A 24,906-nucleotide genomic window follows, 5' to 3' on the forward strand; every position below is an offset into this window, starting at 1 on the left:
CACTTTCTCTTTCGCCAATTGACCACCTGTTTATATACGACGATGGGCGGGTAGGGCCACTCGTCCCACTGCGGGACTCCAGTAGGGCTACACATGCGTGACTATAACCCCAGCCCCAGGAGAGCATTTTCATTGACCTCCGACAGCGCCGGGTGGATCCAATACTGACCCTCGGCCACCTCAGGGACGGTGAGTTTCTGCTCCATCATGGTTATGAATTGGTGGATCAAAGTTGTGGCTTGTGGGCCGATGATGTGGGCACCAAGCAACTGTTTGCTCGTCGTATCAGCAATGAGTTTCACAAACCCGGTGCTATCTTCCATCGCCCAGCCATAGGCCACATCACCATAATTCTGCGTTTTCACGGCCACGGTCGTGTCATTCTCGTCCGCCCAGTTCCGCGCTTCGTCCTCCGTCATACCGACGGTTGCGATCTGCGGGTGGGTAAACACTCCTGCAGGAACATATGTGTGGTGGAAGGCTTGTTTGCCAGCATCGGGGCCGCTCGTGGCTATCTCTCCCATGCCGGCTCGTGCTTCGTCAGGGCTCTTCAACAGCCCCATATCAAGCAAAACATTGTGCTTGACGACCTTCGCCTCGTGATTGGCCACGTGCTTCAGTTGATACGGCGACGACACATCGCCAAGCGCCCACACACCGGGAGCAGTGGTTTCGCCGTACGCATTGACGACTATTCTTCCTCCATCATCGAGGTCCATGCCGGCTTCAGTGACGTTGAGGAGATCGCCGTTGGGGGTTCGTCCCATGGCGACGAGAAGCATCTCAGCGCTGACTGTGGTGCCGTCGTCGAGAGTTAGGGTGACTCCGTCGGCGCTTTCTTTCTTTCTTTCCGCCTTGGTGACGGTGCGGCCAAGGTATGTAGTCCAGCGCTCGGACGCGATCTCAGTGAAGCGCTCCGAAATGTCTGCCTCGAACCGCTTGAGCAAATGAGGCGACCGGTTGATGACGGTCACGTCCACCCCGAGCGCACCGAAGACGTGGGCAAACTCGGCGGCGATAACTCCACCACCAAGGATGATCATTGATGAGGGGAGATCAGGGATCCGGAGGATATCTTCATTCGTGTGGTAGGCCACATCCGAATCCGTAATGACGGATGGGATGAATGGCCGCGAACCTGCCGCCACGATAATACGATCCGCTGTGATCGTGACAGGCTGATCACCTTGTCCGGTTGCCAGGGTTCGTGGTCCGATAAAACGGGCGAACTGGTCGTAGACGTCCACTGTCGGGTTCTCATCGCCACGGCGGTATTCTTCGCCACCGCGCGCAATGGGGTCGATACGGCGTTCAAAAATACGACGCACGATGGCGGGCCAATCGACCCCGTCAACGTGAGCATGCACCCCGTACCGTTCGGATTCCCGCGCAGCCTCCGCAATATCGGCCGCATAGACATACATCTTGGTGGGAATACAGCCGACGTTAAGGCACGTCCCCCCGAACGTGCCCTTTTCGACGATGGCTATCCGCTTATCACCGAACTCAGGCCCCGGGATCATATTCCCTGATCCCGTTCCGATAATCATGAGGTCATAGTGCCGCGTCGGTGCTTCGGGGCCATTGTGGACGGGTTGAGGGATAACAGGATTATTGCGCTCAGCCGTCGAGGTTGGAGCCATTGAACGTCCTTTCTATGTCGATAACATGCGAATGATGCCGTCGCTTTATCATGCGCACGTGAGTCTACATTTCGACTAACACCGCAGAGGCGAGTCCTGTTCCCACCGGGCGTCATCGGTGACAGCTTTGGGCTTCCCCCGTTTAAGGGTGCCGGTGATATGTAAATGGTCATTATGTTGGGCTTTCCACGACGGTTATGCCGTGCCTGTCCGTGGCGCCGGGTACTCTCAGACGGTGGGATGGTTCCGCCTTGGGATCGACCCACGATTCATGGTTTTTGGCCGTGACGGGTCGCCATAGCAATTGGCTGCGGGCCGTTTTGCGCACTATGACAGACCAGAACGAATAACAACTCGCTTCTCTTACTGGCGTCGCGTTGGTTCGTGGCGTTTCGAAGGATGATGAAAATCGTGTCAGAATCCACTGATCGCGTAGGAAAAGGCACCGATACCGATGTTGTGCTCATCGGTGCCGGAATTATCAGCTCTACGCTAAGTACTTTGCTCAAAGAGCTTCAACCGGATTGGGATCAGGTGATCCTGGAGCGTCTTGATATTCCGGCGGGGGAGTCGTCGTCACCATGGAATAATGCTGGCACTGGCCACTCGGCGCTATGTGAACTGAACTACACGCAGGAAGTCAATGGCGACATTGACATTACAAAAGCGGTGAGTGTGAACGAGAAGTTCCAGATCTCTCGCCAATTCTGGAGCTACCTCATTGAGGAAAATAAGCTCGGCAATCCGCGTGAGTTCATTAACAAGTGCCCCCACATGTCGTTCGGGCACAGCGGTGAGCAGGTCCGTTTCCTCCGTAAGCGTTTTGATGTTCTCAGCAAGCACCCCTTGTTCCCGGGGATGCATTTCACGGATGACAACGAAAAGTTCGCTGAAAAACTCCCCCTGATGGCGCGCGGCCGTGACTACACGGAACCAGTGGCGATTTCGTGGACCAACGAGGGCACGGATATTAACTTCGGTGCTCTGACTCGCCAATATATTGACTACGTCACCCAGAATGGCGTCGAAATCCGGTATGGCAATGAGGTTCAAAACATCTCTCGAGAGGGCAGTCACTGGAAGGTGACCTCGAAGAACCTTCACACCGGGGACACGTCGGTCATTACCGCAAACTTCGTATTCGTCGGTGCGGGCGGAATGGCCCTGCCGCTCCTGGAGAAAGCCGGTATCCCAGAAATTAAGGGCTACGGTGGTTTCCCTGTGTCCGGTGCCTGGTTGCGCTGCACCAACGAGGACTTGATCAAGCAGCACGCTGCGAAGGTGTATGGCAAGGCGTCCGTGGGTGCTCCCCCGATGTCGGTGCCGCACTTGGATACCCGCATTATCGACGGGAAGCGTGGCCTTTTGTTCGGCCCCTACGCTGGCTGGACACCGAAGTTCCTTAAGAAGGGCAGCTTCTTGGACCTACCGAAGTCGCTGCGTCCGGGGAATATCGCGTCGCTGGTCGGCGTCGGCCTTCAGGAATTCGGCCTCACCCGTTACCTCGTGGAAGAGGTGTTGAAGAACCAGACCGCTCGTGTGGAGTCGCTCCGTGAATACATGCCGTCGGCACGTGCCGAGGACTGGGAGCTGGTTACCGCTGGTCAGCGTGTTCAGGTCATCAAGCCGATTGGTGCGCCGAAGTTTGGTTCCTTGGAGTTCGGAACCGCGGTGATCTCGAGCAACGACGGTTCCATCGCCGGTTTGATGGGTGCTTCGCCGGGAGCTTCGATCGCTCCGTCGGCAATGATCGAACTGCTGGAGCGGTGCTTCGGCAGCAAGATGATCGAGTGGGCGCCGAAGATCAAGGAAATGGTGCCATCGTACGGCAAGTTGATGTCGCGTCACACCGATCTGTTCCATGAGCAGTGGGATCGTTCGCAGAAGGCGTTGCAGCTGGAATCCTAAACGGCTATTGAGCACGGCCTGGAATCGGTGAATGTTCGGTTCCGGGCCGTTTTCTCGTGTCTTTCACTTGTCGCATCCTGGTGTTTATTATCAGTGGCGGTAAACCGTTCACGGTAGGAAGCCTCTAGAGTAGGAAGTATGTTGCCTTCGTCACACAGCGTTTCGCTTTTCCCCTTCAGTGCCGTGGTTGGGCAGGACCAACTGAAATTAGCGCTGATCTTGACCGCTATTTCTCCCCGCATCGGCGGTGTCGTTGTTAGAGGCGAAAAAGGCACGGCTAAGACGACGACAGTTCGCGCTTTCTCCCGGATGCTTCCGGACCCGAAGGCGAAGGTTGTTAACCTCCCGTTGGGTGCAACAGAAGACCGTGTGGTGGGCTCTATTGATGTCGAGCGTGTTCTGACAACAGGCCATGCTGAATACCAGCCCGGCTTGCTCAGTGAAGCAAACGGGGGAGTGCTGTATGTCGATGAAATCAACCTGCTGGCGGACCATTTAGTCGATATCATTCTCGACGCTGCCGCAACTGGCCATATCAGCATCGAACGCGACGCAGTGTCCCACACTGAGGACACCGACTTTGTCCTCGTCGGCACGATGAACCCGGAAGAAGGGGAGTTGCGCCCCCAGCTCTTGGACCGGTTTGGTTTGGCTGTCGACGTTTCCGCGCCGCGTGACACGAAGTCGCGGACGGAAGTAATGCGCCGGCGCTTGGCCTTCGATGAGAACCCCGAGGAATTCCTCGAGCAGTGGGCCGATGCCGAGAGGGACATCGCAACGCGCATTGTCGCTGCTAAAGAGCGTGTGACAGGAGTAGAACTCACCGACGTCGTCTTGGGGCGAATCGCATCCATCTGTGCATCTTTTGATGTCGATGGCATGCGCGCAGACCTCGTGATTGCCCGTGCCGCCGCCGCCCATGCTGCCTGGGAAGGCCGGACAACGATCAAGGACTCGGACATTAAAGTCGCGGCCGAGTTGGCGCTCCCGCACCGACGTCGGGACCCCTTCGATTCCCCTGATATCAGCGACGACGAGCTCGACGAAGCGTTGGACCGCGCACGTGACGAGGTCCCCGATGAACCGGATGACGACTCCGCGCCGGACAACACCGAGGACAGTGATGGTGACGTCGATACTAACGATGTCGACGACCCCACCAGCGACGATGGCCACTCGGATGAGACCCCTGACCCCAGCGCTGAGCAGCCCACACCGCAGCAGAACAAGTCCGATGCAGATAACGATGACAACCGCGGTCCGGCACCGCAGGAAGGAGGCCGCGCCGCCCAGGGCGCGCCCTTTCGTCGCTAGGCTTGTTCAGCTTCAGAAGTTAGGCCAGGTCGAATCCACCGCGCTGGGGCGACGATCGCATGCCATCTCAGCGCACGGCTCAACTATCCGAGCAGTACGAGACGGTCACGGTTTCAACGTCGTGGGGACGGTCCTCGCCGCGGCAGATCGTGGAGCGCGGATCGACAATCACACTCACCGTGTTCCTCTGGAATCGAATGACGTGCGCGGAAGCGTTCGTCGTGGATCGGAAGCAAACCTCGTCGTGTTCCTCGTCGATGCCTCGGGGTCGATGGCAGCACGCGACCGTCTCTCAGCTGTGACAGGAGCGATTATGTCGATGCTAACCGACGCTTACCAGCGCCGCGACAAGGTCGCCGTGATCACTATCCATGGGTCAGAAGCAACAGTCGTTCTTCCGCCTACACGGTCGATCACGATCGCTGCTCGTCGTTTAGCCGATGTCAAAATAGGTGGACGTACCCCGTTGGCCGCCGGGCTCGATAAAGCTTATGAGCTAATTACCCGCGAGCATTATCGCGAGCCTGGCCGTAGAGCTATCCTCATGTGTCTGTCGGACGGACGCGCAAATGGCAAAGGTGGTCTGGCTGCTGCCGAGGTAGCAGCTCGTCGTATCGCTCGCCGAGGGCTTGTAGGGAGCGTTGTCATCGATTGTGAACGCCCAGGCCGGGTGCGATTAGGTTTAGCATCACGACTAGCAGCGAACCTCCATGCCCCGTGTGTTCGGTTAGATGAGTTGTCGGCCGATAACCTAGGTGGAGTCATCAAGACGGTGAGCTAAAGCGACGACTCTGCTCAGCTCCGAGTAGACGCAGCGATAATTGCATAGACGCACGCTCGCAGACTAGATTGTGAAAGCCCTGGTCAGGCGCGTTGATGGAGCACAGGCAACGACAGTCACCGAGGAGAAAGACGACAATGCCCAAAGGAAAAGTTGATCCCGCAAACATCCCCAATGACGGATTAACGACACGACAACGACGGATGCTCCCCGTCACCGCAGTCAACACTGGCGATGGCAAAGGAAAATCCACAGCCGCTTTCGGCATGGCCCTGCGCGCGTGGAACCAAGGAATGAACATCGGCGTCTTCCAGTTCGTCAAATCGGCGAAATGGCGAGTCGGCGAGGAAGCCGTCTTCCGGAAACTTGGGGAGCTCCACGACGAGACTGGTGTCGGCGGACCCGTCGAATGGCACAAAATGGGAGAAGGATGGTCATGGTCTCGGACTAAGGGAACCGAAGACGACCACGCACGCAATGCCCTCGATGGGTGGCATGAGGTTGCCCGACGGCTTCACGAGGAAACCCACGACTTTTATGTTCTTGACGAATTTACCTATCCCATGGCATGGGGATGGGTTCCTGTCGAGGAAGTAGCCGAGACACTCCGGAACCGCCCTGGAACCCAACACGTCGTTATTACGGGCCGGCGAGCACCCCAAGAGATCATTGACGTAGCCGACCTTGTGACCAAGATGGAGAAAATCAAGCATCCCATGGATCAAGGAAGAAAAGGTCAGAAAGGTATCGAGTGGTAAACACCCAAGATACGGGCGCGCCGGGACTCGTCATTGCCGGTTCAGCCTCTGGGACGGGAAAGACGACGCTTGCCACTGGTCTGATGGCGGCATTGAGCCGACGCCATGTTGTTGCACCGTTTAAAGTGGGCCCCGACTACATTGACCCTGGTTACCATGGTGTAGCCACGGGACGGCCGGGACGTAACCTCGATTCAGTCATGTGTGGAACCGACCGTATAGCACCGTTGTATCGTCACGGCTCATTGGGCGCGGATATTGCTGTGGTGGAAGGTGTGATGGGTCTTTTCGACGGTAGAATCCCGGCCTTGTCCTCGCACGGTAGAGACAAAAGTAGTGCAGTGGACAGCGGTTCCCTTGCTAGCGGCTCCACGGCCGAAGTGGCGAGGCTAGTTGGCCTTCCTGTCGTTCTCGTCATTGATGTCCGAGGCATGAGTCAGTCGGTCGGAGCCGTCGTGAAAGGTTTTATGACTCTGGATCCGGATGTGACCATCGCTGGCGTGATCTTGAATCGAGTGGGTTCCACTAGACACACGGCTGTCGCGACGAAAGCGGTCGAAGAGCAGGGGGTCCCAGTTATTGGTGCGGTTCCGCGTGCCGTCGATGTTGAGGTGCCTAGTCGGCATTTGGGGCTAATCACGACGTCTGAGTGGAGTGCGGAAGCGCAAGAAGCTGTCGACCATATGGCAGACATGGTGGAAGACTCTGTTGACCTGGACGCTGTGCGCGCCCTGGCTACACCGCCCGCGCCGGGCCCGGTGTGGAATCCTGCTGAGGAGATAAAGCAGTACCCTTCGCCTACGACGCATCACCACCCTGGCGCGGGTTCTTGTCGCCAACGACCATTGATTGCCATGGTTGGTGGGCCAGCATTTAGCTTCTCATACGCAGAGCATCGGGAACTGCTCGACGCAGCAGGTGCTGATGTCATTGATGTGGATCCGTTGGGGGATGAAGAAACGGCGTGCGATGCTGTCCGGCGATCTGACGGGATTATCATCCCTGGAGGTTTTCCGGAAGAGCATGTGAAGGAGCTGTCCTCGAGACGACACTTAGCTCAGCTCATCCGTGAATCAGCGAATTGCCATCGTCCTATTCACGCCGAGTGCGCTGGGTTGTTGTGGCTCCTTGAGAGTTTGGAAGGCTATCCCATGTGTGGGGTATTTCCGGCATCCGCACATATGAACAAGCGGGTGACCCTTGGCTACCGAGAAGCTACTGCTACACAGTCGTCAGTGTTATGGCATCACGGGGATCGACTTATTGGTCACGAATTCCACCACACATCCCTCGTCATTGACGACGTTGCTACGGGGGGTTCGACTGATCCGTCAGAACATCAGTCTGCGTGGACGTGGACCGGGTGGGACGGCCACAATGTCTACGAAGGTTGGGTGCGCAACAACATTCACGCGTCGTATTTGCATACCCATCCCGCCGCCATGCCCAGCGCTATCGTTCATTTTGTCGACGCTTGCCGCGAGTTTCACGATGAGCAGGCGTCGCATTGTGCGTGAGCTGTTCCCGCATCGTGCTTGAGCTGCCGCGGTACGCGTGAGCCGTCGCCTCGTCGATAATGGCGACAACCTGCGCACACAGCCAACCCATCCACCAGCGTCAGCCCCCAACGAGACCGAGACTAAGCTGAAGGCTATGACCGATTTGCCACCAGTGACCCTTCGACCGCTGCCGTCGGAGACTATCAGCGATATCCGAGGACAGCTTCGTGGAACAGTTGCCTTAGTCGGTGGTGGCCCAGGCGATCCAGGTCTGATCTCGTACCGTGGATATCAATATGTGGGGGCCGCGGACGTCATCTTGATCGACCACTTAGCACCTGATCTCTCGCCAATCATTCCCCCTGATTGCGAAGTTATTGATGTGGCAAAGTTGCCGTATCGAAAGTCGGTAGCCCAGGAAAAAATCAACTCGATGCTGGTTGAACACGCAGAAGCCGGTGAATTTGTCGTCCGACTGAAGGGCGGAGACCCCTTCATTTTCGGTCGTGGGCTCGAAGAGCAAGAGTACTGCGAAGAGCAGCATGTGTCGGTCACGGTCGTCCCGGGTATAACAAGCCCCATTGCTGTTCCTGAAACTGCCGGCGTGTCCGTGACTCAACGCGGTGTGACTCATGATTTCACCGTGGTGTCAGGTCACGTGCCGCCCGGGCACCCCAAGTCACTCGTGAATTGGGAAGCATTAGGCCACATGAGAGGCACAATTTGTATCATCATGGGCGTGAAAAATGGTGGCGCCATTGCCCAAGCGCTGATGGATGCAGGTCGTGATCCTGAAACCCCAGCCTTTGTTACCCAAGAAGGAACGACGTCCAACGAACGATCGATTGCGACGACGTTGGCCTCATTAGGGCAAGTGCTGGAAAACGTCGATCCGCCGGCGGTGATTGTCATCGGCGACGTCGCGGTACCGCGTCCCCACGCAGAATAGCCCCTCACGCGAACTCGGCTCTCAAGCCGCGTGAGCTCTACTGCGGAATGAGCATGGTGACGAGGTCCCCCTTCGTCCCTTTCACCGCACCTGGCCGGATTTCCGTCGCGAACCCCAACTCCTTATCGATCACGCTGGATAAAAGCTCGGCGGCATGTTCCTGCTTACATTCAGAAGCTTCCGCCAAGTGCCGAGCGACCAGGCCTTTATAAAACTTGTTGAAGTGGGAGACCACTTTCCGTTTTCCGGCAGCATCAATCGTTTCGACGCGAAGTTCTGTCGCGCCGGGCACGGGGCCCAAATGTCGGTACGTTCCGGAGCGAAAATCGAATACCGCATTGGACTGTGCGTCGGTACTGCCGCGCCACTCGACCAGAGCCTGAGTCAAGGCTGGCTTCCAGCGCGCCCGCATTGTGGAGTCGTTCAAGGTTACGGTGCCGGATAGTCGGTGATGAGGGATGAAGTCGTCGGCAGAAATAACCCCGAATAATGCCGAACCTATGGCCAGGCGACGCATAGCTGCGGCGGATAAAGGCCCCACAGCTGGACAAATGTGACCCGCTTTCGTGACGGGGTCCTTTCGTCCCGAAGGAGCCAGTGCGTCGTACAGAACACCGGTATAGATCGTCAAAGCGGGGGCAGCCTGGCTGGTTAAGAGCTGGGCGTTCGATGCGCGCTCGGCATCAAGGCGTTCAGACAACCCCAATACTTCTCGAGCCTGCGCCCGCCCTTCCTCAGTCTCGACGTTGCACAAGGCGATGAGCTCGTGAGCGATCTCCTGGCGTGTCGGGTTGAGAGAAGGAAAGTGCAGTGTGTCCCAATCCAAAGTTGGACCATCACCGTGGGAGGAGCCACGATCCGCAGTATCGGCTGGGCGAGATTGTGACTCCGACGGCGGAAGGATTATCAACATGGGGAAAGCCTATCGGGCGATCATTCCGGTACCGCGCTGAGGGGCGTCGATAATTATTCTCCGCTGATAAAATCTTCGAGCTGCTGCCGAGCAACCTCATCGCGCAGCTGTTTCGGGGGCGACTTCATGAGGTAAGAGGCGGCCGAATAAACCGGACCGGATACCCCTCGATCTTTCGCAATTTTCGCCGCGCGAAGAGCGTCGATAATTATTCCGGCTGAGTTAGGGGAGTCCCATACTTCTAATTTGTATTCAAGATTGAGCGGGACATCACCGAAAGTCGTCCCCTCGAGCCGCACATACGCCCATTTCCGGTCATCGAGCCAACTAACATAGTCCGAGGGTCCGATATGGACGTTGCCTTCACCCATATCGTGCTCGAGATTCGACGTCACCGCCCGAGTCTTAGAAATCTTTTTAGATTCAAGACGGCGGCGCTCCAGCATATTTTTAAAGTCCATATTTCCACCGACATTTAACTGCATCGTGCGGTCAAGCCGAACTCCGCGATCCTCAAAGAGTTTCGCCATCACGCGGTGGCTGATTGTCGCCCCGACTTGCGACTTAATATCGTCGCCAACAATCGGGACGCCGGCGTCTTCGAACTTCTTGGCCCATTCTGGGTCGGACGCGATGAATACGGGGAGTGCATTAACAAACGCCACGCCAGCGTCGATCGCGCACTGCGCATAATGCTTGTCGGCTTGTTCGGATCCCACGGGCAGATATGACACGAGAACGTCCGCCTCGGTATCGCGAAGCACCTGAGTGACGTCGACAGGTTCCTCGCTCGACTCATCAATTGTCTCTTGGTAGTACTGACCTAAACCGTCGTACGTGGGGCCACGCTGAACAGTGACTCCGCTGGAAGGAACGTCGCAAATCTTAATCGTGCAGTTCTCTGACGCGTTAATGGCGTCGGACAGATCAGTGCCAACTTTCTTTGCATCGACGTCGAATGCGGCGACAAATTCAATATCTCCGACGTGATAGTCGCCGAATTTCACATGCATGAGTCCGGGAACTTTTTCTTCCGGGTCAGCGTCTTTGTAATATTCCACACCTTGAACGAGTGACGAGGCACAGTTTCCGACCCCCGCAATCGCCACGCGAATAGGCTTTCGTTCAGACATAGAGTCTCCTTTCGTTATTTAGTGATGTTCGGCACGGGTGTGCAGGCACAGCGGACACTTTAATGTCGGAAATACGTGTATTTGTTCAGCTCAGCTGGTTTGTTAATCGTTGTAGTTGATCGATTAAGAGGGTGTATCCAGGCGCAAAAAGGTGCTAAAAAAGAACGGATAGTTTTTATTGAGTGTTGGAATTTACCCCTATGTAGGTGTAGTTACGGCTATTGCGGGCCAGGTTCGACGCTGACTGTGAGTTGACTGTGACGCTGACTCTTACGCTGAGGTAGGCGATGGCGTGACGATGGCGTGGCGATGACACTGTGTAAATTTTTTCAGGCGCACCACCACCATGGTTATTCTCATCCACCGGAGCGCGACCTTACTGAAACTGTGGGGTAATGTATCGAGCCATGATTACCCGTATGTCCTCTCTTTTTGTGCGAACCTTGCGTGAAGACCCTGCCGATGCAGAAGTCCCTAGCCATAAGCTCCTCGTTCGGGCGGGTTTTATACGACGCATCGCACCCGGTGTTTATTCTTGGCTGCCGCTCGGGCTCAAGGTTCTACGAAACATTGAGCGGATTGTGCGGGAAGAGATGGACGGCATAGGCGCTCAAGAAATTGAATTACCTGCCTTGCTTCCACGTGATTCGTATGAAGTGACGGGCCGATGGACAGAGTATGGAGACGCTCTTTTCCGGTTAAAAGACCGTAAGAAAGGCGACTATCTCTTAGGACCTACTCACGAGGAAATTTTTACTGAGACGGTGAAAGGTGAGTACTCCTCGTATAAAGATTTCCCCGTCACTCTGTATCAAATTCAAACCAAGTACAGGGATGAAGAACGCCCTCGCGCGGGAATTCTGCGCGGACGGGAATTCGTCATGTGCGATTCCTACTCCTTCGATATGAAAGACGAGGGGTTAGAGAAGTCGTACCAGGATCACCGAGCCGCCTATCAGCGCATGTTTAACCGTTTAGGGCTCGATTACGCGATCTGCGCTGCGACGTCCGGTGCGATGGGCGGGTCCGCCTCCGAGGAATTCCTCGCTGTCTCGCCCGTTGGCGAAGACACGTTTGTCACGTCGACAAGCTCCGATTATGCGGCCAATGTGGAGGCTGTCGTTACCCCTGCACCGACTGTCGACGAGCATGCGGTCGATTCGATTGAGCCGGCGATCACACTTGAGTCGCCTAACTGTACGACGATTGCCGCGCTGGTGGACTGGGCCAATACGAACCAGACGGTGTCCCAGCGGTACGGTCGTGAAATCACGGCTCAAGACACCCTGAAATGTGTGGTAGTGAAGACGCGGAAACCGGGGGAGAGCGACTTCGCGTATGCCATTATTGCCATTCCCGGTGACCGTGAAGTGGATATGAAACGTCTCGAGGCTTCGTTGGAGCCGAAAGAAGTTGTCCTTGCTGAGAAGGAAGATTTCGACGGCCATGACTTCCTCCCCAAAGGCTACGTCGGCCCAGTGGGCATGGCGGAGCACGATGTGAGGGTCCTTGTTGACCCGCGCGTGGTATCGGGTACACGGTGGATTACCGGAGCTGGGGTAGATGGCCACCACAGCGTTGACGTCACGGTGGGGCGCGATTTCACCCCAGATGGCACTATCGAGGCCGCCGAGGTGAAAGAGGGAGATCTTGCACCGGATGGAACCGGCACCTTACTTCTCAAGCAGGGGATTGAGATAGGCCACATCTTCCAACTCGGTCGGAAGTACACAAACGCTTTCGAGCTCGATGTGCTGGATGAAAATGGTAAACGCTCACGCCCGACAATGGGATCCTACGGAGTGGGAATTTCGCGTTTGGTCGGTGTGGTTGCGGAGCAATACCACGATGATAAAGGCTTAAAGTGGCCTGTCAGTGTTGCACCGTTCCCAGTTCATCTCGTGGTTGCGAATAAGGATGCAGAGGCAGCGGAAGCAGCGTCTGCCCTCGCGGAGGATCTATCCAATCGTGGGCTCGACATCCTCTTCGACGATCGGCCAAAGGTCAGCCCGGGTGTGAAGTTCAAGGATTCGGAACTGCTGGGTATGCCCTACGTTGTGGTGTTGGGCCGCGCGTTCAAGGAAGGAAAAGTTGAGGTTCGCGATCGGTTGGCCGATTCGGTGGAAACGGTCCCCGTCGAGGGGGCTGCCGAGCATATCGCGAGGCTCGTCAAAAGCTAACGTCGCCGTGTGAAAAGGCGACGTCGCTTTGTAACAAGCCAACGTCGGCGGAACCGACCAGAGGTGGGATTAGCTGTGTGCCGACGTCCCCTTCCCTGGTAGATGGAGGCGATCGTCATTCATCGCGTTTCCTCCGGCTTTATCGATGAAGTATGCGGCGTCCACGGCTGAATACGTCATCAGTGAGGAGGCTATCTCCATCGCGCTACCTGTGTTCATAGCCCGCGCCTGGTCGTACGTTTTGGCACACGCAAGCAGCTCCAGGTTAATCAGGAATTGCTGGGCGGTTTCTGAGTCTGTCGGCGGGGCTTCATAGGAGTATGCAGCATCGGCGAGGGGGATGTTGTTCTGAGAGACCTTCGCCTGGTCCTCGAGCCATGAAATGATGCGGTCCCGCGTCGCACGGTGCTTATCCGCTGCAGACGCGATGCTCTTTTTTAGTGCGGAGTCCGCAAAAGGGAGGGCTAACCCGAAGCCGTAGATAATTTGATACTCAGTCGTGAGCAGCGTGGTCATTGCGGTGACATCAGCTTTATTAGGGCGACGGTTGTCGCTCGATGAACCCGGCGATGCGGTGAGCCTCGATGGTGAAGCACCATCGTTGCCCTCCTTCGTCTCCGTGCTGCCGGAGTCCGATTCACCGAGCGACGTTTGCGCGGCAATGGTCGATAGTGATGAAGCAATAGAGAGAAGTAAACCGTTATTGCGTTTAGTGTCCGCTTGAGATGCCACCGAGACGATCGACGAACGAAGATCGCTCAGCTTTTGGGATAACTCTTCGTCACTGCTTCCGCCACCCGGTTGCGGATTATCGCCGCCCTGACCGCTGTTCGTGCCGTCTCTCGAGCCAGCGTCACTGTCGCGTTCAGAATCCAGCGTGGAATCTGAGCACGTTGACGGCGAATTCCCGTCTTTATCTGTGCCGCATATGCGTCGGATTTCTTGTCGGAGTGCATCTGCGTGGGTATGAACAAAAACCGCGGCATCGTGGTGTTGGGAAGCGTCAAGTGAATTCGCCACTCCGTTGGCCTGTGCGTAGAGGTCGGATAACTTCTGGTCAGGCTTAGTGTGTGTAGATTCGCACCCGGCTAGCAGGCCGCTTCCGGAGAGCACTGTGACGGCGACGGCAGCACCTATGGCTCGCGCGGAGCGTCCGAAGAAGGCCCGCCGAGATAGAGCAGCACCGGGGGTTTCACGTGAACTGTTCTGTTTCAGCTGTTCAGCACTACTGATCCTCGTCTGCGGGCTTTTCACGTTCCTCATCACCGTTCTAGTCTCTCACAGGCGGTTAGTGGGCTTGGCTGGTACTCGTTATCCTGGTTTTATGGCTTTCCCGACGGCAGAAGAGATTACGCAGCGCGTGGAAAATATCGTGGGTCCGCGTGGATTTGATGTTGAAAAGGTCGATATTAAAAAAGCGGGCGCGAAGTCTGCCGTCATTATCCGTATCGACGGTGATCAGCGGCCTGATCTGGACGTTATCGAGGAACTCTCGGACGAGATTTCCCGCCATTTCGATGCCGCCGAGCGCGATGGCGAGTTGAACTTCGGGGCCGGTTATCGCCTTGAGGTCTCAACCCCAGGTTTTGATGAACCCTTAGTAGCTGCTCGTCATTTTCGACGTCAACGTGGGCATATAGCCACGTTTGTTCTCACCCAGGCGGACGACGCCCGTGGAGGAGACAACGCCGGTAACGCTCAGTTTGTGGCGCGAATCGGTGCTTTGAACGCCGACGAGACCGAGTTGGCGGTTGTTCTCCCAGGGAAGAAGAAACCGTCGGTGGAGACCTACCCGCTGGAGCAGATTCGTGAGGCGAAGCTAGAAGTGGAGTTTTCAACCCCGCCAGAAGCTGAAATGGCTCTTGTTAACACACCCTTTGAGCAGTTGGGGTAGCGCCTGAAAATAACTGCACGTGATGGTGTGGCGGGGCACATTTTGCGACGAAACGACCAGTGAGTAGCCTATGGGAAGTTGAGGTTGCAGGTACAAAAATCGAAGGGCTACAAGTGAACATCGACTTGAGCACGCTGCGTGCGATTGAACGTGAGCGCGGGGTGTCCGTGGAAGACATGACAGCCACCATCGCGAAGGCTCTGCTGGAAGCGTGGGAGAAGTCGTCAGGGGGTGATTCAGAAGCGCGTGTCGATGTCGATCCCGACGATGGGCATGTGGCCGTTATTGTTACTGAGCGAGACGACGACGGTAACGTTATCGCCGAAGTCGACGAGACCCCGTCGGACTTCGGCCGTTCATTCGCTGGTACTGTCCGCGAGGCAATGGTTGCTCGTCTGCAGGAGGCGGAAGCAGACCAGACTTACGAAGAGTATGCATCGCTGACCTCGAAGGTTGTTACAGGCATCGTTGAGGCAGATTCTTTCGCGCGGGCGAAAGGGATCGTTATTGCCCGTCTTGGCACGGAAGCGCACGGGAATGACGGAACGTTGCTTCCCGCCGAGCAGATTCCAGGCGAAAAATATCCACACGGCAAGCGCCTCAAGTTCTACGTGGTTAACGTCAATCGCGGGCCACGTGGCGTGCAGATCATGATCTCCAGGACGCACCCCGAATTCGTGCATCGCTTGTTCGAACTAGAGGTTCCTGAAGTTGCCGACGGTTCCGTCGAGATTGTCTCCATTGCTCGTGAAGCTGGCCACCGCTCCAAGGTTGCCGTGCGGTCGACCATCGATGGCGTGAACGCTAAAGGATCGTGCATCGGCCCTCGCGGGCAGCGCGTCAGAGCGATCATGGACGAGCTTGGCGGCGAAAAGATCGACATCATCGACTTCGATGAGGACCCCGCTACCTTCGTTGGGAATTCTTTGGCCCCGTCGAAGGTTCTCAAAGTTGAGGTTGTTGATCCGGAGGAACAAGTCGCACGGGTGACTGTTCCGGATTATCAGCTGTCCCTGGCCATCGGTAAGGAAGGGCAAAATGCCCGTCTTGCTGCACGTCTGACCGGGTGGCGGATCGATATACACTCGGACACTGAATAAACGCTGGTAAGTTCGCGTAAATCAGTCTGTGACGTTACACTGTTGTATGCCCTTCCATGACGAGGGACGATGACGCACGCTCTGATGGGTTCAGAGCGTAGTTGTCACAACCAACAGAGAGTTATACACAGAGTTACTGCGATAGGAGAGTGGCAGAGAGTGCATCGCCAGGGTTCAGCCCTCGTCCGCATACGCACTTGCATTGCTACTCGGACGCGGTGCTCTGACACTCGTATGTTGTGTGTCGTCCTAAGGCAAGACGGTGCATCACAGGGCGGTTCGTCAAAGAAAGAGGCTGTGATTATTCCAGATCCCTCCCGGTCTTTACCAGGTCGAGGGGCATGGATTATTCCCACAGCAGAAAACTTTGAACGGGCCCGTCAACGGCGTGCTTTCGAGCGTGCCCTCCGGATATCAGGTAAGGCTGATACCCGCCAGATCGGTGAATACATCGAGTCATTGGAGTCAGGGAGCGTTACTGCCACCTAATCGACGCCAGTTTTAAGTCTGGCTTTCTCTTTTCCGCACACGGATAGAGGTTGATTGAGATGGCGGACAGTACAACTAACCCGAACTCTGCACACTCAGTAGGAACCATTGAACGAAGGAAGACCTGAACACTGATGAGCACACGATGAAGCATCAGCGATGAATGTCAATAGTTAACCCCGGAGTCGACGCGGCATGAAGGCCCTCGACTCCACAAGTGAGGAGAGTAGTGCCAAAGCTTCGTGTCCACGAGCTCGTTAAACAGCTCAACCAGCTAGACAGCAGTCTTAAATTAACAAGTAAAAAGCTGCTCGCTGCGCTCGAAGAGCAGGGAGAATTTGTCAAGACCGCGTCGTCGACGGTCCAGCCTCCCGTTGTTAAAAAGATGAAGGAATACTACGGGGTGGCTGATAAGTCCTCCGGTTCACCGTCATCGAAGTCGAACCCCGCGGCCACGGCTGCTGCAGCTGCCGCTGCAGCAGCGCACCGTAGAAATCCTTCGGCATCGCCGTCGCCCGCGTCGATGGCCAATCGAAAGAATGCCAAAGGCGGGGAAAACCCCAAGTCGAATCAGTCGGCTACATCAGCTGGTAGTGCGAAGTCGGATTCCGCTGCAGCTTCGGCATCGGCTGGGAAAGCTAGTGGAAAGGCTCCCTCGGCAGCCGATCATTCGACGCCGACGCCGGGACAGCGGCGGCGTCCATCTGGTCCGACTCCGGGTACAGCTGCCCGCGCCTCGGGAAGCCCGAATGCTCCCCGTCCTGCACAGAGCGGTAGCAATTCGTCAGCTCAGGGTGCCGGAAAGCCGTCTGCATCCAAGTCAGAGGCATCGTCCAAGCCATCGGCTGGGAAGTCCTCACCCAAGCCCGGTCAGCCACGGTTTGAAGAACCGCGGGCGGCAGGGAAGAAGTCTCCGAAGCCCGGTCCGAAGCCGAGTGATCAGGCGGCACGTTCTCAGCGTCCGACCCCGAAGCCGGGTCAAGGGGCTCCGAAGCCAGGCGCTAAGCCCGGTGGCAAACGAGCTCCCCGTGTAGCGAATAATCCGTTCTCCTCGGGAACACGGCCTGCGCCGCGCCCGCGTGGTGGGGATATGCCACGTCCGGGTGGCACCTCAGGTAAGCCCGGCCAGCGTGGTGGCGGTCAGCACTCGCCGCGTCCCGGTGGACACACGAAGCCGAGCGGTCGCGGTCGCGGTGGTAACCGCAATGAGCGATCCTCGAAGCAGGGCAGTGGACACGCTCCAACACCTGCGATGATGCCATCCCACCCGAGCCCCGGTCAGATGCCCTCCAAGTCCTCGAACCACTTCGGTGGCGGCCGAGGCCGTGGCGGACATGGACCCGGTGGCGGACATGGTGGTGGTCCTCGCGGTGGTCGCGGAGGCCGTCGCGGCGGTACCGCGGGTGCATTCGGACGTCCCGGTGGCGCTCCGCGTCGCGGTCGTAAGTCGAAGCGGCAGAAGAGGCATGAGTACGAGGCAATGCAGGCCCCGACCGTTGTTGGTGGCGTCAAGCTGCCTAATGGTCATGGCAAGGCTATCCGCCTCGCCCGTGGTGCCTCCTTGGCTGACTTTGCGGACAAGATTGATGCAGATCCGGCCGCATTGGTTCAGGCTCTGTTCAACTTGGGTGAAATGGTCACCGCGACAGCATCGGTTTCCGACGAGACCCTGATGCTTCTTGGGGACGAGATGGACTACAAGGTTCAGGTCGTCTCACCCGAAGATGAAGACCGTGAGCTCCTTGAATCCTTCGACCTCCAGTTCGGTGAGAACGAAGGTGGCGCAGAGGATCTGACTAAGCGTCCTCCGGTGGTTACCGTCATGGGTCACGTTGACCACGGTAAGACTCGGCTGTTGGACACGATCCGTAAAGCCAATGTGGCTTCTGGCGAAGCCGGTGGCATTACCCAGCACATCGGTGCCTACCAGGTTAAGGTTGACTTGGACGGCGAGCACCGCTTGGTGACATTCCTGGATACCCCGGGCCATGAGGCGTTCACCGCCATGCGTGCCCGTGGTGCTCAGTCCACCGATATCGCCATCTTGGTGGTCGCTGCCGACGACGGCGTCATGCCCCAGACCGTAGAGGCCATCAATCACGCGAAAGCAGCCGACGTCCCGATCGTCGTCGCTGTCAACAAGATTGATAAAGAAGGCGCGGACCCGGAGAAGATCCGTGGCCAGATGACCGAATACGGTCTCACCCCAGAAGAATGGGGCGGGGACACCATGTTCGTGGATATCTCAGCGAAGCAGGGCCAGAACATCGACAAGTTGCTTGAAGCAGTTCTGCTGACTGCGGATGCATCGCTCGAGCTGGTGGCCAACCCGGACATGGATGCCCAGGGTGTTGCCATCGAGACCCACCTCGATCGCGGACGTGGACCGGTCGCCACCGTCATCGTCCAGCGCGGTACGTTGCACGTGGGTGACTCGATCGTCGTGGGTGACGCGCATGGTCGCGTCCGTCGTATGACCGACGAACGTGGCAACGACATCACCGATGCTGGTCCGTCGGTGCCTGTGCAGGTTCAGGGACTTACCAGTGTCCCCGGCGCTGGCGATAACCTCCTCGTTGTCGAGGACGATCGCACTGCCCGCCAGATTGCGGATCGTCGTGACGCACGACGTCGTAACGCCTTGGCGGCCCGCTCCCGCAAGCGCGTCTCCCTCGAGGATCTGGACAAGGTCCTTAAGGAGACCAGCAGCCTGAACCTCATCCTTAAGGGTGACAACGCCGGTACCGTTGAGGCCCTGGAAGATGCTCTGCTTAAGCTCGACGTTGGAGACGAAGTTGAGCTCAACATCATCGACCGCGGCGTCGGTGCCGTCACCGAGACAAATGTCCACTTGGCGGCTGCCTCGGATGCGATCATCATCGGGTTCAACGTCCGTGCCGAAGGCAAGGCCACTGAGGCCGCCCACGCTGAGGGCGTCGATGTCCGGTACTACTCGGTCATCTACAAGGCGATTGAAGAAATCGAGGCTGCTCTTCGCGGCATGCTCAAGCCGATCTACGAAGAGCGTGACCTGGGTACCGCCGAGATCCGTCAGCTGTTCAAGGCCTCCGCAGTTGGTCTTATTGCCGGCTGCATGGTTGAGACAGGCGTCGTTAAGCGAAATGCGACAGTCCGGTTGGTTCGCGATGGCAATGTTGTTGCCGATAAAGCAACCGTTACGTCGCTGCGCCGCGGTAAGGACGATGTCCAAGAAGTCCAGCACGGCTACGAGTGCGGTATGGTCTTGTCCTACCCCGACATTTTCGTCGGAGACAAGATCGAGGCCTACGAATTGGTTGAGGTTCCTCGGGACAAGCAGAACAAGAAGGCCTCGAAGAGCAAGTAACCATAAGCCCTTCGTTGGCCAGGGCGATCTCCTGATCAGGTGATCGGGTTGATCGTCAGGTAAACTCCCTCCACGTAGATAATGGAGGGAGTTTTTCTAATGGCTGATCGCGCTCGCGCTGCGCGCATGGCTAAGCGCATCCAAACTATCGTGGCGAACACCATCGAACATAGTGTGAAGGACCGCCGTTTAGAGCTCGTTACCATCACCGATACCCAGCTCACCGGCGACTTGCACGACGCTACCGTTTTTTACACGGTCCGTGGGCGCACTCTCGACGAAGAACCCGACCGTGAACAGGCGGCCGAAGCACTTCACCGGGCACGTGGTCAACTACGGAAAGCCGTGGGGGACCAGTTGGGAGTTCGGTTTACTCCGACCTTGACATTCACTTTGGACACTGTTCCGGAAACAAGTGCTCGTTTAGAGGAGCTTTTAGCCCAGGCTCGACAGCGAGACCAAGAAGTTGCACGTCAAGCTGAAGGGGCAACTCCAGCCGGGGACGCCAATCCGTACAAAACCTCGACGCACGAGGGACGTCCTGAGAGCGAAGCGGATGGGTGGTAACGATTCGACATTCATCCCGCGCGGATTGCCGGTGACAGATCGGGACGCATGGGTCTTCTTGCAGGCTATGGCCTGGGAGTCTCATGCTCTTGCCGACGACGAACGCGCTCTGCATCCCTGCGTTGTGATCAGTCACGTGCGCCCGGATGCGGATACTGTTGGCTCGGCCTGCGCTCTCGTCCATCTCATCCGTCGGTGGGGTGGGACTGCTGTGGCTGTGGACGCCGACGGTGGAGTGCCGTCATCTGCTTTCTCTGTTCTGAATACAGAGGATGTGTACGTCCCGCTCGAGGACATCCCTCGTGATCCCATCGCGGTGGTGTGCGTTGACACGGCTTCCCTGGATCGGTGCGGAGTCGCCGTCGATATGGTCGAGCGCGCCTCAGAGAAAGGTCGCTCTTTGGTGATTGACCACCATGAGACCGCAACCAATTTTGGCAGCATCAATTGGGTTCACCCGGATGCCGATTCCACGACGAGCATGCTCACTTCTTTATGTGACATGTATTCGGAAACGATCGACCGGACCATGGCCACGGCGCTCTACGCCGGTCTCGTGACCGATACTGAGAGCTTTCGCTGGGGCGGGGCCACCCAGTTTGCGACAGCTCATCGGCTGGCATCGACGGGAATTGATACACGGAGTATCTCGTCGTCGTTAATCGATGACCATTCTGTTCCTTACCTGCGGATGTTAGGCGCAGTGTTGTCCGACTTGGTGTATGAGCCGTTGGCAGTGAATGGTCGTGGTTTGGTGTGGGGTGTTGTCACCGATAGCCAAGCTCAAGAGGCTGTCGAATGCGATGTCGAATCAGTTATCGACGTAGTTCGGACGGCATCGGAAGCCGAGGTCGCCATGGTTCTGAAGGAATATCGGCCAGGCGAGATTGTGGTGTCGTTGCGGTCCCGTGGCGCGGTCAATGTTGCCCGGGTGGCGGAAGAGTTAGGGGGTGGGGGCCATGCGCAGGCGGCCGGATTAACCTGGCAAGGCACTCGGGACGGTTTTATGGATGCTTTTCGACAGCGTGTGGACCAAGAGGAGAAAACCGGTCGATGAGTAGTGATAACGTCGATCGCTCTGCTAGTACCGGCAGGAACGGCGACGGGGTTGGTGTTTGGAAGATCTTATCGATCGCTCTTCCATCGTTGGGTGTCCTGGCGGCTACCCCTATTTATCTCTTGTTTGATACGGCCGTGGTGGGGCGCTTAGGTAAGACGGATTTGGCTGCACTTGCTGCAGCAACGACCATCCTTGCCCAAGTCACCACGCAGCTCACATTCCTGTCCTACGGGACGACAGCTCGCGCGGGGCGTTTCTATGGTGCAGGCCGACGCGATAAATCAATTGAAGAGGGCGTGCAGTCGACATGGATCGCTGTGCTCGTAGGAATCGCTTTGGCGGCGGTGATTTGGATCCTCGCCCCGGTGTTGACGAACTGGCTGGCCGATGATCCCGGGGTAGGCAAAGAGGCGACGAGATGGCTGCGCGTTGCGTCGCCAGCGGTGCCCCTGACTCTCATGACAATGGCGGGGAACGGTTGGCTGAGGGCAGTCCAAAATGCCAGGTACCCCCTGTATTTCACCTTGGCGGGGGTTGGACCAGCGCTTATCCTGGTGCCAATATTGGTGATGCGGTTGGGGATTGTCGGTTCCGCCCTGGCGAATGTCACAGGTGAGACTATTACATCATTGTGCTTCCTCGTCTGCCTGATACGGGAGAACAGCCGATACGAGAATTCGTGGAAACCACGATGGTCGATTATGAAAGACCAATTGGTGATGGGCCGTGACCTAATCGCGCGCTCACTGAGTTTCCAGCTGTCCTTTATCTCTGCGGCCGCTGTTGCTGGTCGTTTCGGTGCAGCATCTCTGGCAGCCCACCAGGTTTTGTTGCAGCTGTGGAACTTCTTAACCATGGTTCTCGATTCGTTGGCTATTGCCGCGCAGGCGTTTGTTGGTGCTGCTCTTGGCGCTGGACGGTCGACTAATGCTAAAGCCGTGGGGCGGTCCATCATTAAGTGGTCATCGCTCTTTGCCGTGGTGCTAGCCGGTGGGATGTCCGCGGGGTACTACTGGATTCCCCGCCAATTCACCCATTCGGAGAGTGTGCTCGACGCGATGGCCGGGCCGTGGTGGCAGCTGGTTGTCCTTGTCCTGCTGGGCGGGTTTGTTTTCGCCCTCGACGGGATTTTGCTCGGCGCCGGTGACGCAATCTTCCTCCGTAACGCCACCCTGGTGTCGGCCTTGGTGGGCTTCCTGCCCCTGACCTGGATTTCCCTGAACCAGGGTTGGGGACTGGTTGGTGTCTGGTGGGGGCTTATTACCTTCTTCTTGTTCCGATTGGCGACGACTACGCTTCGATTCCTCCGCGGAAACTGGGCCCGAGTGGGCGCGCAGTGATCCCGACGGGCTTTTTCCCCGACGGCTGTGCGTGGTCTGAATTGTGTATCTCCGAGCCTTCACAGCCGTCACGCAACGCGGAGTGGCCGTCCGTCAGCCGTAGGAACTGGGACGCTTTGCATCCCCAAGAACGCGCTTATGTCGGCGACGCTGTGCCGCTCAGACGGGCGCAATTCGCTGATGCGCGCGCGTGTGCCAGAAACGCTTTAACGGATCTCACCGGCCATGACCATGCTGACACTGTCATTGCGAAGGGCGAGCGTGGAATGCCACTCTTTCCCCACGGCATCGTCGGATCGCTGACTCACACGACAGGTTTCCGCGCAGCGGTCGTCGCGCGTACAAATACGTTGAAGTCCATCGGCGTGGACGCAGAAGTAGCCAAGCCACTACCTGACGGTGTGTCCAACGTTGTTCTCACCCCTCGCGATCTGCAAAATATCGCTGCTGTGCGACAACATGGACAACAGGATGTGCAGCACAACAAGAGCGATCCACGGTTTTCGTCGACAGAAAAGATCTTGGAAACAGTGGTCTTCTCGGCGAAGGAGGCGCTGTATAAATCGTGGTTCCCGCTAACTCACGTTTTTCTCGATTTTGCCGAGGCAGACATTGAACTCCGCCACGACGGAACATTGACTGCCTCCGTCCATCATGATGCGGCTTGTGGAACAGTTCCCCGGACGATACCGGGGCGATGGATGGTCAGCTCAGGGTACGTCGTGACAAGTACGTGGATTACGCCGATCGCCTAGCTCGAGCGCGGCCCGCGGTGGTGTTCATGACGAGGCGTGATCATGAGAGGGTTGCCGGGCGGGCGACGAACACCGTTTTCGCTATCTTCCCCTCGTTCTTCATTAAAGCTATAGCGTGTCCATCGGCTGACACCCCCGCGTAGACATCCTCCAGATCCGACGCAGGAATACGTTTCCCCATCGAGACCGCGGTGGCTTCGTCGTCACTTAAGTGCCGGATGGGGAACGCCCGGGTAATGGCCTGGTCGAGGGAATAGCTAAGCGATGCCCGTGGAGTTTCGCCGGTCAACTGTTCGTCGCGAATCCGCTGCTCGCTTAGGGATTGCTCGTCGCGCAATTGGTCGAGTGTCTTGGCGTTATCGAGACTAAAAGAGCCGACGCGTGTGCGACGAAGTGCCGTCAGATGTCCCCCGACTCCCAGTATTTCGCCCAAGTCCCTCGCGAGCGCGCGAATGTAGGTGCCCGACGAACAATCGACGGTGACATCGAGGTCGATTACGGTGACAGCATCATCCCCAACGTCGATGGGGGCCTTTCTCACATTGCGAATAACAAAGCTGGAGACGGTGACGGGCCGTGGGGGAAGGGAAACTGTTTCACCAGACCGTACGAGGTCATAGGCACGACGGCCGTTCACCTTGATGGCGCTGACGCTGCTCGGCCGTTGCAGGATATCGCCGGTGAGTTGCTCGCAGGCCTGATTTATCCGGTCCGGTTCAGAGAGCAGCAGTGATAGTCGCTCGCGGGTGGCCAGGCTAATGAGAGGATGCTCGGCGGCTTGGGCGTAATTGTCATCAGCGTTATAGGGGTAGGGGATCGGTTTGCCTTCTGCATCATCCGTTGTGGTGGCGAACCCGAGGCGGATCGTGGCGTCGTACGACTTCGTGTCCGCCACTAAGTGCGTCATAAATTTTGTGCCGCGCTCAATTCCAAGGATCAAGACGCCGGTTGCCGCTGGATCGAGCGTCCCCGCATGCCCAACCTTGCGCGTCCGCATCAGGCGACGAATCGCCGAGACGACATCGTGGCTCGTCATTCCTGCGGGCTTATCGACGATGACAATGCCGGAGCGGTCCAGTACCGATGATGAGTGCGTCGACGAACTGGTGGTGTGTGGTGTTTCGCCACGCGGACGCTGTGTACGTGGCCGTTGTGTAGAGGACTGTCCGGGGTTCTCTGAGGCATTCACGGGTTTAGCGTAGCTGACGTCTTACTCGTGGAGCGCGAAGGACTGTGGGCTGAGGAGGACCCTGAGCCACACCGTCGTCACGGTTGTT

Annotated in this window: 20 protein-coding genes; 15 read left to right on the top strand and 5 right to left on the bottom strand. The window is 57.3% G+C overall.

The window, feature by feature from the left end; genetic code table 11:
* Nucleotides 1-101: 101 nt before the first annotated feature.
* Complete coding sequence (gene mtr, locus I6J23_RS07870) at nt 102-1,643, bottom strand: mycothione reductase (protein ID WP_275431233.1); 1,542 nt, start codon at nt 1,641-1,643, stop codon at nt 102-104.
* A 402-nt stretch (nt 1,644-2,045) separates the two neighbouring features.
* On the opposite strand from mtr, the gene mqo reads away from it, so the two are divergent.
* The 6 genes from mqo (at nt 2,046) to cobA (ending at nt 8,852) form a co-directional block, all read left to right on the top strand.
* Complete coding sequence (mqo, locus tag I6J23_RS07875) at nt 2,046-3,551, top strand: malate dehydrogenase (quinone) (protein WP_052292366.1); 1,506 nt, start codon at nt 2,046-2,048, stop codon at nt 3,549-3,551.
* Between the two features lie 138 nt (nt 3,552-3,689).
* Complete coding sequence (locus tag I6J23_RS07880; protein ID WP_204581578.1) at nt 3,690-4,865, top strand: ATP-binding protein; 1,176 nt, start codon at nt 3,690-3,692, stop codon at nt 4,863-4,865.
* Nucleotides 4,798-5,646 carry a vWA domain-containing protein gene (locus I6J23_RS07885; RefSeq protein WP_239454872.1) on the top strand — a complete coding sequence of 283 codons (849 nt, stop codon included), beginning with the start codon at nt 4,798-4,800 and terminating at the stop codon, nt 5,644-5,646. Before I6J23_RS07880 ends, I6J23_RS07885 begins: the two co-directional genes overlap by 68 nt.
* 137 nt (nt 5,647-5,783) lie before the next feature.
* Nucleotides 5,784-6,404, top strand: a complete 621-nt coding sequence (gene cobO, locus I6J23_RS07890) for a cob(I)yrinic acid a,c-diamide adenosyltransferase (protein ID WP_204581579.1) — start codon at nt 5,784-5,786, stop codon at nt 6,402-6,404.
* Nucleotides 6,398-7,921, top strand: a complete 1,524-nt coding sequence (locus tag I6J23_RS07895; RefSeq protein ID WP_204581580.1) for a cobyrinate a,c-diamide synthase — start codon at nt 6,398-6,400, stop codon at nt 7,919-7,921. The genes cobO and I6J23_RS07895 overlap by 7 nt, the downstream gene beginning before the upstream one ends.
* Before the next feature lie 136 nt (nt 7,922-8,057).
* Entirely contained in the window at nt 8,058-8,852 is a 795-nt protein-coding gene (gene cobA, locus I6J23_RS07900; RefSeq protein WP_204581581.1) for a uroporphyrinogen-III C-methyltransferase, read from the top strand.
* Between the two features lie 37 nt (nt 8,853-8,889).
* Here the strand turns inward: cobA and yaaA are convergent, their stop codons facing one another.
* Nucleotides 8,890-9,765, bottom strand: a complete 876-nt coding sequence (gene yaaA / locus I6J23_RS07905) for a peroxide stress protein YaaA (protein WP_204581582.1) — start codon at nt 9,763-9,765, stop codon at nt 8,890-8,892.
* Nucleotides 9,766-9,818: 53 nt separating this feature from the next.
* Nucleotides 9,819-10,898: an inositol-3-phosphate synthase gene (locus tag I6J23_RS07910; protein WP_204581583.1), complete on the bottom strand. Its 1,080-nt coding sequence runs from the start codon at nt 10,896-10,898 to the stop codon at nt 9,819-9,821.
* Nucleotides 10,899-11,305: 407 nt separating this feature from the next.
* On the opposite strand from I6J23_RS07910, the gene I6J23_RS07915 reads away from it, so the two are divergent.
* Nucleotides 11,306-13,078 carry a proline--tRNA ligase gene (locus I6J23_RS07915; RefSeq protein WP_204581584.1) on the top strand — a complete coding sequence of 591 codons (1,773 nt, stop codon included), beginning with the start codon at nt 11,306-11,308 and terminating at the stop codon, nt 13,076-13,078.
* 69 nt (nt 13,079-13,147) lie between these two features.
* Here the strand turns inward: I6J23_RS07915 and I6J23_RS07920 are convergent, their stop codons facing one another.
* Nucleotides 13,148-14,332: a DUF4439 domain-containing protein gene (locus I6J23_RS07920; RefSeq protein WP_204581585.1), complete on the bottom strand. Its 1,185-nt coding sequence runs from the start codon at nt 14,330-14,332 to the stop codon at nt 13,148-13,150.
* 70 nt (nt 14,333-14,402) lie between these two features.
* Here I6J23_RS07920 and rimP point away from each other — a divergent pair, with 70 nt between their 5' ends.
* The 8 genes from rimP to I6J23_RS07960 all read left to right on the top strand — a co-directional run bounded on the left by rimP (nt 14,403) and on the right by I6J23_RS07960 (nt 23,629).
* Nucleotides 14,403-14,972, top strand: coding sequence for a ribosome maturation factor RimP (rimP, locus tag I6J23_RS07925; RefSeq protein ID WP_204581586.1), 570 nt, complete (start codon nt 14,403-14,405; stop codon nt 14,970-14,972).
* A 113-nt stretch (nt 14,973-15,085) separates the two neighbouring features.
* Nucleotides 15,086-16,072 carry a transcription termination factor NusA gene (gene nusA / locus I6J23_RS07930; protein WP_204583001.1) on the top strand — a complete coding sequence of 329 codons (987 nt, stop codon included), beginning with the start codon at nt 15,086-15,088 and terminating at the stop codon, nt 16,070-16,072.
* A 159-nt stretch (nt 16,073-16,231) separates the two neighbouring features.
* A complete protein-coding gene (locus tag I6J23_RS07935; RefSeq protein ID WP_239454873.1) occupies nt 16,232-16,561 on the top strand; it encodes a YlxR family protein in 330 nt (109 codons plus the stop codon).
* Nucleotides 16,562-16,790: 229 nt separating this feature from the next.
* Nucleotides 16,791-19,907, top strand: a complete 3,117-nt coding sequence (gene infB, locus I6J23_RS07940) for a translation initiation factor IF-2 (protein WP_204581587.1) — start codon at nt 16,791-16,793, stop codon at nt 19,905-19,907.
* Nucleotides 19,908-20,006: 99 nt separating this feature from the next.
* Nucleotides 20,007-20,474, top strand: coding sequence for a 30S ribosome-binding factor RbfA (gene rbfA / locus I6J23_RS07945; RefSeq protein ID WP_204087088.1), 468 nt, complete (start codon nt 20,007-20,009; stop codon nt 20,472-20,474).
* Nucleotides 20,464-21,531, top strand: coding sequence for a DHH family phosphoesterase (locus I6J23_RS07950; protein WP_204581588.1), 1,068 nt, complete (start codon nt 20,464-20,466; stop codon nt 21,529-21,531). The genes rbfA and I6J23_RS07950 overlap by 11 nt, the downstream gene beginning before the upstream one ends.
* On the top strand, nt 21,528-22,874 hold the full coding sequence (locus I6J23_RS07955) for an MATE family efflux transporter (RefSeq protein WP_239454874.1): 1,347 nt from the start codon (nt 21,528-21,530) through the stop codon (nt 22,872-22,874). The genes I6J23_RS07950 and I6J23_RS07955 overlap by 4 nt, the downstream gene beginning before the upstream one ends.
* Nucleotides 22,875-22,990: 116 nt before the next feature.
* Nucleotides 22,991-23,629 carry a 4'-phosphopantetheinyl transferase family protein gene (locus I6J23_RS07960; protein WP_204581589.1) on the top strand — a complete coding sequence of 213 codons (639 nt, stop codon included), beginning with the start codon at nt 22,991-22,993 and terminating at the stop codon, nt 23,627-23,629.
* A 40-nt stretch (nt 23,630-23,669) separates the two neighbouring features.
* Here I6J23_RS07960 and I6J23_RS07965 read toward each other — a convergent pair whose 3' ends face one another.
* Nucleotides 23,670-24,665: a tRNA pseudouridine synthase B gene (locus tag I6J23_RS07965; protein WP_239455053.1), complete on the bottom strand. Its 996-nt coding sequence runs from the start codon at nt 24,663-24,665 to the stop codon at nt 23,670-23,672.
* Between the last annotated feature and the right edge of the window lie 241 nt (nt 24,666-24,906).

The organism is Corynebacterium kroppenstedtii, from assembly GCF_016894245.1.
Classification (GTDB): domain Bacteria; phylum Actinomycetota; class Actinomycetes; order Mycobacteriales; family Mycobacteriaceae; genus Corynebacterium.